The 10,739-nt window shown below is 65.6% G+C and carries 8 protein-coding genes and 1 pseudogene; 2 read left to right on the top strand and 7 right to left on the bottom strand.

Annotation, left to right across the window (positions count from 1 at the left end):
• On the bottom strand, positions 1-420 hold a 420-nt coding region (locus ACIQ42_RS10030), incomplete at its 3' end, for a NifU N-terminal domain-containing protein (protein WP_397422057.1).
• 214 nt (positions 421-634) lie between these two features.
• On the opposite strand from ACIQ42_RS10030, the gene ACIQ42_RS10025 reads away from it, so the two are divergent.
• Positions 635-2,371, top strand: coding sequence for a DUF885 domain-containing protein (locus ACIQ42_RS10025; protein WP_397422056.1), 1,737 nt, complete (start codon positions 635-637; stop codon positions 2,369-2,371).
• An 11-nt stretch (positions 2,372-2,382) separates the two neighbouring features.
• Here ACIQ42_RS10025 and ACIQ42_RS10020 read toward each other — a convergent pair whose 3' ends face one another.
• The 3 genes from ACIQ42_RS10020 to murJ form a co-directional block, all read right to left on the bottom strand.
• A complete protein-coding gene (locus tag ACIQ42_RS10020; protein WP_397422055.1) occupies positions 2,383-2,859 on the bottom strand; it encodes a universal stress protein in 477 nt (158 codons plus the stop codon).
• 36 nt (positions 2,860-2,895) lie between these two features.
• Positions 2,896-3,930: a tryptophan--tRNA ligase gene (gene trpS, locus ACIQ42_RS10015; protein WP_397422054.1), complete on the bottom strand. Its 1,035-nt coding sequence runs from the start codon at positions 3,928-3,930 to the stop codon at positions 2,896-2,898.
• A 131-nt stretch (positions 3,931-4,061) separates the two neighbouring features.
• Positions 4,062-5,702, bottom strand: a complete 1,641-nt coding sequence (murJ, locus tag ACIQ42_RS10010) for a murein biosynthesis integral membrane protein MurJ (RefSeq protein ID WP_397422053.1) — start codon at positions 5,700-5,702, stop codon at positions 4,062-4,064.
• Between the two features lie 126 nt (positions 5,703-5,828).
• Between murJ and ACIQ42_RS10005 the strand changes: the two genes are divergently transcribed.
• Positions 5,829-6,467: a sulfotransferase family protein gene (locus tag ACIQ42_RS10005; protein WP_397422052.1), complete on the top strand. Its 639-nt coding sequence runs from the start codon at positions 5,829-5,831 to the stop codon at positions 6,465-6,467.
• Between the two features lie 3 nt (positions 6,468-6,470).
• Here the strand turns inward: ACIQ42_RS10005 and ACIQ42_RS10000 are convergent, their stop codons facing one another.
• The 3 genes and pseudogenes from ACIQ42_RS10000 to ACIQ42_RS09990 all read right to left on the bottom strand — a co-directional run.
• A complete protein-coding gene (locus ACIQ42_RS10000) occupies positions 6,471-9,290 on the bottom strand; it encodes a [protein-PII] uridylyltransferase (RefSeq protein WP_397422051.1) in 2,820 nt (939 codons plus the stop codon).
• 70 nt (positions 9,291-9,360) lie between these two features.
• Positions 9,361-9,942: an HAD family hydrolase gene (locus tag ACIQ42_RS09995; protein ID WP_397422050.1), complete on the bottom strand. Its 582-nt coding sequence runs from the start codon at positions 9,940-9,942 to the stop codon at positions 9,361-9,363.
• A gap of 8 nt (positions 9,943-9,950) precedes the next feature.
• Positions 9,951-10,739 (bottom strand): annotated as a pseudogene (locus tag ACIQ42_RS09990) (DNA mismatch repair protein MutS); the annotation flags it as partial.

Genomic DNA, 10,739 nt, shown 5'->3' with positions numbered 1-10,739 from the left:
CAGGATGTCGCCGCCGTCCTGCGCGACGGCGGGACGGATCCGGGTGTCCAGCAGGTCCTTGATCTCGGCGACGATCTGGGCGGTATCACCTTCATAGACACCCTCATCATGACCGCCGGCCTCACTGTCGCCGGCGTCGGCGAACAGCGGCTGGCCCGAAGTGAAGTGGTCCATGATCGACGCCAGGATCGGCGCCTTCAGGTGCGCCCAATCCTCGTCAGCCTGTTTTCCAACAGTGATGAAATCCGGGCCGTAGAAGACCCGATTGACACCTTCGATGCCGAACAGGTCGGCGGCCAGCGGCGAGGCGGACGCCTCGTCCGGCGAACGGAAATCCCGCGTGCCTTCACCCAGCACGGCCTTGCCGGGCAGGAACTTCAGCACTTCGGGATTGGGTGTGGCTTCGGTCTGGATGAACATTCCTGAGATGTGGCGCTTCCTGCATCGCCCTGCAAGCCATCACGCGATAGGGATGGCCCCAAGATCGCCACAAAATCACAGGCTGTGCGACAGGAAGTTGAGCCGATAGGCGATTGTGGGGCCGCAGATGAATCGCACTTTGAAAATCCTTCTCGTCCTGGGCGCGGCCGCGTGCGCATCACCGCTTGCAGCGCGGCCCGCTAAGGCGGCGCCAGTGGCAGCTGCGACCATGACCGAGGATGCGCGCCTGGCCCGGTTCTTCGAGGAGGCGTTTCTGGAGGGCGTGCGGCAAAGCCCCGAGTCACTGACCTTCCTGGGCATGAAGGACCGCTACGGCGAACTGGGCGACTACACCGAAGCCGGTGAGCGCAAGGCGCTGGCGCTATCGGAAGATCAGCTGGCGCGAATGACCCGGTTGTTTGACCGGTCGAAACTCAGCGAGGCCTCAAAGCTTTCGTTCGACCTCTTTGGCCAGAGAGTCGCGGTGCAGCGGGTTCTCACACGCTGGCGGTGGCAGAACTACGCTGTCACCTGGACCGGCGGCGCACTTGATGGCATCCCTGTGTTGCTGATCAACGCGCATCGAGTGGACACCGTCTCGGACGCGGAGGCCTATATCGCTCGACTTCGCGCCGTGGACCGCGTCTCCCGCGAGGTTTCTGCGGATATCGAGGCGCGGACAGAAAGAAGGTTCCTGCCGCCGGCCTTTGTGTTCGACAGGGTGATCCCCGACGCCGGAAACCAGATCAAGGGCGCGCCCTTCGACACCGGGCCCGATCACCCCGTCTGGGCAGATCTGAAGACGAAAATTGCTGCGCTGAAAGCCGATGACGCGGTCAAGGCCAGGCTGTTGGCGGAAGGCGAAGCCGCTCTCAAGGGCGAGTGGCGCAAGGGTTACGAGAGCTATCTTGCCGCGTTGACCGCGATGTCCCGGGCGGCGGGTTCGGTCGACGGGGTATGGGCGTTGCCAGAGGGCGAAGCCTACTACGCCGACATGGTGGCCTACTACACGACCACCCCGCTGACGCCGGATCAGATCCACAGCATGGGACTTTCCGAAGTCGCCCGGGTTCGCGCCGATATGGAGGCCATCAAGCGCAAGGTCGGGTTCAAGGGATCACTTGAGGCGTTCTTCCAGCATGTGAAGACCGATCCCCGCTTTCACTACGCCAACGACGCCGCCGGTAAGGCGCAATATCTAGCTGACGCCCGGGGAATTATTGCCGAGTATCTCGCCGTGGCAGAGAAGCAATTCTCCTCATTGCCAAAGCTGCCGCTTGAGGTTCGCGCGGTGGAGCCTTTCCGCGAAAAGACCGCAGCCGTCGCCTTTTATGCTCAAGGCGCGCCGGATGGATCACGACCCGGAGTCTTCTATGTGAACCTCTCGGACATGACCAAGGTCCTCAAGCCGCAATTGCGGGTGATCGCATACCATGAGGGCGCACCCGGCCATCACTTCCAGATTTCGCGCAGCCAGGAACAGGCCGATTTGCCGATGTTCCGGCGGCAAGCCTATCAGGGCGCCTATATCGAAGGGTGGGGCCTGTACGCCGAGAAGCTGGGCAAGGAGGCCGGATTCTACACGGATCCTTACGACGACTTCGGACGCCTCTCGCTGGAGATCTGGCGGGCGGCTCGCCTCGTCCTCGACACCGGAATCCATGCCAAGCGCTGGTCCCGTGATCAGGCCCTGGACTATATGCGAAGCAATACCCTGAACTCCGAGCGGGATATCCAGAGCGAGGTTGACCGCTATTTCACCACGCCGGGACAGGCTACCAGCTACAAGATCGGTGAACTGAAGATCCTCGAGTTGCGCCAAAGAGCGCAGGAGGCGCTGGGATCGAAGTTCGATGTCCGGGCCTTCCACGAAACCCTGCTGGAGGCAGGCGCCCTGCCACTGGACGTCCTGGAAGCGCGGGTCGACGCCTACATCGCGCGCTCGCGCTGAGCTTCCCGCGATTACGCCAGGTCAGCGATCTCATCATCCGACAGGTCGCCAGGCACGATGGTGATCGGCACCTTGCGGGCGCCCCACTTGACGCCCTCCCTGGCGATGGACGTGACGAGCGGGCCCGGGCCTCGCCCGCCGACCGCGGCAGCGAGCACCAGGATCTTGATGTCCGGATCGTCAGAAAGCACCTGACGCAGGGCCGCGCGGGTTGAATCGGCCGTCTGGATCAGGAATTCCGGCGGCAGGCCCGTCTCGGCGAGAACGTATGCCGCCGAGAGTTGCAGGGCGGCCTCCGCCTCCTCTCGCTGCTGTCGGGCGATCTCGTCGCGGACACCGGACCAGTGCTCGAAGACCGCCGGCTCGATGACCTTGAGCAGTGCCACATAGCCGCCCGTGGAACGGGCGCGCCGGCAAGCAAAGCGCAGGGCCGTCTGGAACTCGGCAGTCTCATCCGCCACTACAAGAAACTTGCGCCGTGTGCTCATGGGGCGAACCTGCGGCGCCGGCGACCGAGGCGCAAGTCAGCCAGCCCAGTAGCCCACGATCTTCTTGACCTCGGCGAGCGTCGGCGCGGCCACGTCGCGGGCCCGTTCCGCCCCCGCGGCCAGCACCCGGTCGATCTCGGCGGGATCGGCCATCAGCCGCCGCATCTCCCCGCCGATCGGGGCCATAACGGACACGGCGAGGTCAGCCAGCCGAGGCTTGAAGGCGCCAAAGCCCTGGCCGGCGAATTCGGTCAGCACGTCCTGCGCCGTACGGCCTGACAGAGCGGCGTAGACTCCAACCAGATTCTCGGCTTCCGCCCGCCCTTTCAGCTCGTCCAGCGTCTGCGGCAGCACGTCGGCGTCGGTGCGGGCCTTGCGGATCTTCTGGGCGATGGTGTCGGCGTCGTCCGTCAGGTTGATCCGGGAATTGTCGGAAGGGTCCGACTTGGACATTTTCGTCGTCCCGTCTCGCAGGCTCATCACCCGCGCGCCTGGCCCCTGGGTCAGGGCGTCCGGCAGCGGGAAGAAGCCCGGTGCGTCGAAGTCCGTGTTGAACTTTGCGGCGATATCGCGGGTGAGTTCAAGGTGCTGGCGCTGGTCCTCGCCAACCGGCACGTGGGTAGCCTTATAGATCAGGATGTCGGCGGCCTGCAGCACCGGATAGGTATAGAGACCGACGCTTTCGCGCTCCTTGTGCTTGCCGGCCTTGTCCTTGAACTGGGTCATCCGGTCCAGCCAGCCCACACGCGCCACGCAGTTGAAAACCCAGGCGAGTTCGGCGTGCGCCGGCACGGCAGACTGGGGGAAGATGGTGGCGATCTTGGGGTCCAGTCCGGTGGCCAGGTAGGCTGCAGCGATCTCGCGGACCTGGCCCTTCAGTTTCGCAGGATCCTGCCAGGCCGTGATGGCGTGCAGGTCGGCGACGAAGATGAAGGTCTCGATCTCGTGCTGCAGGCGGGCGAACTTCACCAGCGCGCCGAGGTAGTTGCCGAGATGAAGGTCGCCCGTCGGCTGGACGCCGGAGAGCACGCGTTGAGGGCCCGCGTAGGGGGCAGGAGCTTGATCGGTCATGATGTGCGGCTTCTGAAGGATACGGACAGGCAGGCGCAAGGCCTGAAACGACGGTGGGTCAGGTCGTCAGCGCCATCGGCGGGAATTCAGTCCGTTCACGATCATGGAACCATTGTATAGTCGCGGTATCATCAGGACAAGTCGGGCGTAGGCGTTGCAACGTCCCCCTTGCGGCGTCGGAAGGCCGCACGGGCCTCGGCTGGCGTCACCCCGCCGAACGCGAACAGCAGCACTGGATAGAGCAGGGCGCCCGCCAGACATAGCAGCAGGACGGCAATTTCCTTGGCGCCGAGGACCCCCAGACCCGCCCCCAACGGCGCCTCCAGAGCCGCCCTGAAATGCACCCCGACGACAAGTGCGAGCCCAAGCCCGCCGCTGGCCAGCCCGACGCGGATCATCTTGCCCGTGGCGCGCGGAGAGGGCGTCCAGTGTCCATGAGTGCGAAGATAGGCGACCATCTGGATCACGGTGATCCACGAAGCCGCCGATGTGGCCAAAGCGATGCCCTCAAAGCCAAGAGTGAAGAACAACGCGACACCCAGTGCGATGTTCACAGCCACCGAGAGCAGCGAGTAGTTCATCGGCGTTCGTGTGTCGCCCCGGGCGAAGAAGGCCGGCTGCAGGATCTTGATCAACACGAAGGCGGGCACCCCCCAACCGTAGTGGAACAACAGCTTTCCGGCATTGGCGGCGTCCTCACTGGTGAAGGCCCCGCGCGTGAAGAACCCGTCGGTCAGGTAGACCGGCATGCCCATCAGGGCCGCCGCCGCCGGCAAGCTGAGGGCCAGACCGAAGACCACGGCCTGGTCCATGGCGACCTGTGTGTCGGCCTGATCCTTCTGCTGGAACGAAGTCGAGAGACGGGGCAGCAGAGCCACGCCGATGGCCACGCCCACCAGGCTTAGCGGCAGCTGGTAGAAACGTTCGGCGATGTTGAGCCAGACGCGCATGCCCGCAACCTGGCTGGCCAGCATCGCCGAGATGAACAGATTGATCTGGGTGGCGCTGGAGGCGATCACCCCGGGGACCATCCGCCGGATCATCGCCTTCATCTCCGGCGTGAGCTTCAGGTGTCGCGGATGAATACGGGCGCCGGCGCGGTGGGCGCCCCACCAGCAGAGCCCCGCCTGGCTGACGCCGGCGACCAGCACGCCCCATGACGCCGCATAGGCTGCCTCAGTCGGATCATGCTGCGGCAGGATGGCGATCAGCATCACCACGTTCAGCAGGGTGGGATAGAAGCCGTAGATGATGAAGCGTCCCCGCGCCTGGAGGGTCCCAGCAAACAGCGCGGCGATCACCATACAAGGAAGGTAGGGCATGGTGATCTGGGTGAGAATCACCGCCAGCTTGAACTTGGCAGGATCAGCCAGAAACCCGTAGCTGTACGCCATCATCAGCCAGGGCATGGCCAGTTGGCAGAGGATGGTCAGCACAATCGTGCCCGCGGCCATGGTGGCCAGCGCATCCGAGGCGAAACGGTCGGCTTCTTCCTTCCCGTCGGTAGCCAGACGTTTGGCGTAGTCGGGAACGAATGCCGCGGCGAACGCGCCCTCCGCAAACATGCGGCGAAACAGGTTCGGAAACGCCAGGGCCGTGTAGTAGGCATCGGCGGCGATGGTCTGGCTGGCGCCCAGCTTGGCAGTGATCACCAGATCCCGCGCCAACCCCATGAACCGGCTGACCAGGGTCAGCCCGGAATAGATCGCCGATGAGCGCAGCAGGCCGCCGCGCCTGGGCGGAGGATCGGCGGAGGGCGGGCTGTCGGTCACGGGGCCTAGGTCGGCTGCGTCGGGAACCACGTCAACCTAGCGGCTGAAAGTGGAAAAGGCGTGTGGATTTGTCGTGCAAGTCTCAAGGCCTGGGATAGGCTTTCGTCCAGCAAGAGGAACCGCATCATGGGTTTGAAGGTCATCGGCTCAGGCCTGGGGCGGACGGGCACGCTTTCCACGAAGCTGGCGCTGGAACAGCTGGGGTTCGCCCCCTGTCATCACATGGTCGAGGTGTTCATGCGGCCGGCCTCCGTGCCGCTCTGGATCGCCGCCAGTCAGGGCAAACCCGACTGGGACGCGATCTTCGGGGACTTCGAAGCAATGGTCGACCATCCCGGTTGCGCGTTCTGGCGCGAACTGGCGGACTACTATCCCGACGCCAGGGTGCTGCACACGGTGCGAGATCCGGACAAATGGTTCGACTCGACCCAGGCCACGATCTTCAATCCTGATCGTCCTGGCCCGCCCGGCGGCGACATGAAGGTGTTCTTTGACCAACTCCATGGCTGGTACGGCGGCGATATCCATGATCGCGCCTTCATGGTGGACTTCTTTCGCCGCCATACCGAGGCGGTCGTCGCCGGCGTGCCGAAGGATCGACTGCTGGTGTTCGACGTGACCGAGGGCTGGGAACCGCTCTGCGCCTTCCTGGCCGTGCCGGTTCCGGAGACGCCCTATCCAAGGGAAAACTCGAAGCAGGAGTTCCAAAGCCGGGTGGCCAGCGGCCAGATGCCGATCGACCTGGAAAAGGTGGCGCGGCTCTGAAGGCTATCGCGCGCTGCTGGCGCGCGCCTGCTGAAGGTTGGTGCGGCGGGCCCTGGCGCTCTCGGCCTCGCCTGCATTGAGATCGGCGAGCAGCGCCGCCTTCAACGAATTGCCCTTGCGGGCGTCGGTGATCTTGTCGCCGGCTTCGTCGACTACATAGAAGGCGTCCACCGCCCGCTCGCCATAGCCGCCGATGTGCGCCGAGGTGATCAACAGGCCGGCATCCGACAGGGTACGCGCCAGGCTGGCCAACAGGCCGGGCCGGTCGCGACCGGACGCCTCCACGACTGTGGAGGTCTCCGACGCGTCATTGTCCAGCATGACCGCCGGCGTGATGGCGAAGGCCGCGGCGCGGGCCAGGTCCTGGCGACGCGGTTCGCGCCCGTGGGGTTCGCCGCGGGCGGCGGCGGCGAGCTGATCAGCAAGCCGGGTCAGGCTTCGCGGGTCTACGCCCCCGAAAGGCGCGCCAGTGATATCCTGAAGATAGAATACATCCAGCGCCTGCTGCTGGCGCGAGGTGAAGACCCGCGCGCCGACGATGTTCGCCCCGGCTGCGGTGATCGCCTCGGCGAGATCCACGAACAGGCGAGGCCGGTCGGCTGCAGCGACCACCACTTCGGCGGCGTTGAGGTCGGCGCGGACGCGGCCGGCGGCGGCCGCGCCCTTGTCGTCCCGGGCCGCGCGCGACAGGCGGGCATGAGCCAGCACCTCGGCGTCGTCAAAGGCGGTGAAGTAGGCATCCTCCATCGCGTCGCCCCAGGGCTCGGCGCTGGTCTCCGCCCTGGCAAGTCGGACGCGGGCGTCGTAGGCCGCGTTCTCCTGATATCGCCTGAGCGCCGCGGCCGCATCCGAGCCGCGCCCGCCCCGAAAGACAGCCTCGGTCGCGGAGTAGAGTTCGCGCAGCAACTGGCCCTTCCAGCCGTTCCAGACGCCCGGTCCCACGGCGCGGATGTCAGCGACGGTGAGCACCAGCAGCAGGCGCAGCCGCTCGGGGGACTGCACGATGGCGGCGAAATCCGAAACGGTGCGCGGGTCGGAGATATCGCGCTTCTGGGCGGTGTCACTCATCACCAGGTGATGCTCGACCAGCCAGGCCACCAGCTCGATCTTGGAGCGTTCCAGCCCGAGGCGTTCGCAGGCCTGACGGGCCGCGCGCGCGCCAGCCACCTCCTGGCCCCCGGCGCCGCCCTTGCCGGTATCGTGCAGCAGCATGGCCAGGAACAGCGCCTCGCGATCCACGATCAGCGGCATGATCTGGGTGGCCAGCGGATGCTCTTCCAGCATGCGGCCCGCCGCGATTTCAGAGATCACGCCTACGGCCCGCAGGGTGTGCTCATCCACCGTGTAGGAGTGGTACATGTTGAACTGCATCTGCGCGACGATGCGGCCGAACTCCGGCAGGTAGCGACCCAGGACCCCGGCCTCCGTCATCAGGGTGAGCGTCCTGCGCGGATCGCGGCCGCGGGCCAGAATATCCAGAAACACGCGCGCCGCATGACGATCGCGCCGGACCGCTGATGTGATCAGGGATATCGCCCGTGATGCGGCGGTAAAGGCGTCAGGGTGGAGATCCAGATTTCGATGGTCGGCCACCTTGAACAGCCGCAACAGGTTGGTCGGGTCGGCCTGGAAGATGTCGGGGTCCACATCGAGACGCCCGCCCACCTCGACAAACCCCGGCTCGGCCAGCGGCTTGCGGGTCACCTTGCGGCCCGGGATGAAGCGCGAGATCCCGCGCGGCTCCATCTTGACCTGTTCGGATTCCAGCTTGGCGGCAAACACCCGCGTCAACGCGCCCACGTCCTTCGCGATCAGGAAATAGCGGCGCATGAACCGTTCGACCGCCGGCGCATCGCCGCGGTCGCCATAGCCCATCCGCCGGGCGATCTCGGGCTGCAGGTCGAAGGTCAGCCGCTCTTCCGGGCGTCCGGTGGCGAAGTGCAGGTGACCACGCACGGCCCAGAGGAAATCGAAGGCCTGGATGAAGGCCCGCACCTCGCGCCGCGCGAACATCTCCAGTTGCAGCACCTTTTCAATGGACTGGCCGGGATGCAGATACTGGGCGATCCAGAAGAGGGTGTTCAGGTCGCGCAGGCCACCCTTGCCGTCCTTGATATTGGGCTCGACCATGTACCGGCTGGCTCCGGCGCGGGTCTGGCGCTCGTCGCGCTCCTTCAACTTGGCGGCGACAAACTCTGCGCCCGTTCCGCGGACCACCTCGGCCTGAAACCGCCGCATCAGCTCTTCCGCCAGCTTCTCGTCGCCGGTCAGCCGCCTGGCCTCCAGGATCGACGTGCGGATGGTGAAATCCTCGCGGCTGAGCTTGATGCACTCCTCGATGGTCCGCGAGGCGTGACCCACCTTGAAGCCAAGGTCCCAGAGCGCATAGAGCATGAACTCGATGACACTCTCGGCGTGCGCCGTCTGTTTGTAGGGGCGCACGAACAGCAGATCGATGTCGGAGAACGGCGCCAGTGTGCCGCGCCCGTAGCCGCCCACCGCCATCAGCGCCAGACGTTCACCCTCGGTGGGATTGCGCGCGCGGAATACATGGACGGTGGTGAAATCCCATAGCGCCGAGACCACCTCGTCGGTGACTCCGGACAGCAGGCTCGCGGTTTCGATCCCGCCGGCGCCGTTCTCGAGCCGCTCCTTGGCGATCATCCGGCCGCGAAACAGGGCAGCCTTCAGAATATCCAGCGCCGCCTTTCGTTGGGCCGGCTCGTCGCCCATACGTTCAAGGGCCGCCGCCGACAACTGACTGCGCAGGCGAACGCCGTCGACGACATATTCCAGGCGTGTGGGGCGAAGGCGTGTGACCATGACTGTTGAGCCATATAGGACAGTTCGTTAGCGGGCGCAGCGGGATCGCGTTCTTCCGTTGAAGCTGTGATCAGCTGTGCTTTTCCAGAACCTGGGACAGACGCGCCCTACCATCCCACAGAGCGCCACCCCAGCCTGCCGCGCGGGCGGCCTCGACATTGGCCGCCGTGTCATCCAGCAGCAGGATATCCGCTCCGGCAATTCCGGTGCGGGCTTCCACTGCAGCATAGAATTCCCGGTCGGTCTTCTTCCAGCCGATACTGGCGGCGTAGTGCATGGCGTCGAAGCGATCGCGGAGGCCCAGCGTCTCCCACAGATAGGTCGCGCGCTCGTGCTCCTGGATGGTGGCGAGGTGCAACTGGATGCCGGCCGCCCGAAGCGTCGCGAGGTCGGCCAGCAGGACGTGATTGAGCCGGGAGTCCTTTTCGAACCAGTAGTCGGCGAGTTGCTGGCTGGTGATGTGGGGGGCGTGCTCTGCAAGAACAGGCCCGAGCCGCTCATGGAGCCCCGCTCGACCGAGCACTACGTCGTTCCAGTGGGGGCGGAAGAACCAGGTCTGCAAAGCGGCACCCGAGATCCCCAGGTCGGCCTCCAGATCGACCGCCCATCCGCCCGCACGCGGGAGAATGATGACGCCGTCGACATCGACCATCAGGGCTCTCAAGCCAACAGGCCCTTCAGCCGATAGAGCGCGTCCATAGCCTCCCGGGGGCTCATGCCGTCGGGGTCGAGCACCTGCAGCGCTTCCTCGACCTTGCTGGGACCATAGCGGGTCTCGGGCTCCGCGACGGCCGCAAACAAGGGGAGGTCGTCAAGGTTGGCGGGGCCCGAGGCTTCCTTCTCCAGACGTTCCAGCACCTGTCTTGCGCGCGCCACCACACCCGGCGGCACGCCCGCTAGCTTGGCCACCTGCACCCCATAGCTCCGATCTGCCGCCCCCGGGCCGGCCTCGTGCAGGAAGATCAGGTCGCCGTTCCACTCCTTGGCCCGCAGGCTGAGGTTGGAAACATGCGCCAGGCGGCCTTCCAGCACCGCCAGCTCGTGGTAGTGCGTCGCGAACAGGGCCCGGCACCGATTGGTCTCGTGGAGCGCCTCGGCGCAGGCCCAGGCGATGGCCAGGCCATCGTAGGTGGCGGTGCCGCGGCCAATTTCGTCCAGGATCACAAGGCTGCGCGGGGTGGCCTGGGTCAGGATGGCGGCGGTCTCGACCATCTCCATCATGAAGGTCGAGCGGCCCCGGGCCAGATCATCGCCAGCGCCCACCCGGCTGAACAACCGGTCGACCACGCCCAGGCGAAAGCGTTTGGCAGGCACGAAACAGCCGGACTGGGCCAGCACGGCCAACAGCGCATTCTGTCGCAGGAAGGTGGATTTGCCGGCCATGTTCGGGCCGGTGACGATGGAGAGGCGCGCTCCGCCGACGCCCGCGCCGTCCAGTCGGCACTCGTT

The sequence above is a fragment of the Phenylobacterium sp. genome, assembly GCF_044372605.1.
GTDB lineage: Bacteria > Pseudomonadota > Alphaproteobacteria > Caulobacterales > Caulobacteraceae > Phenylobacterium.
This window is presented reverse-complemented; position numbering and strand designations above follow the sequence as displayed.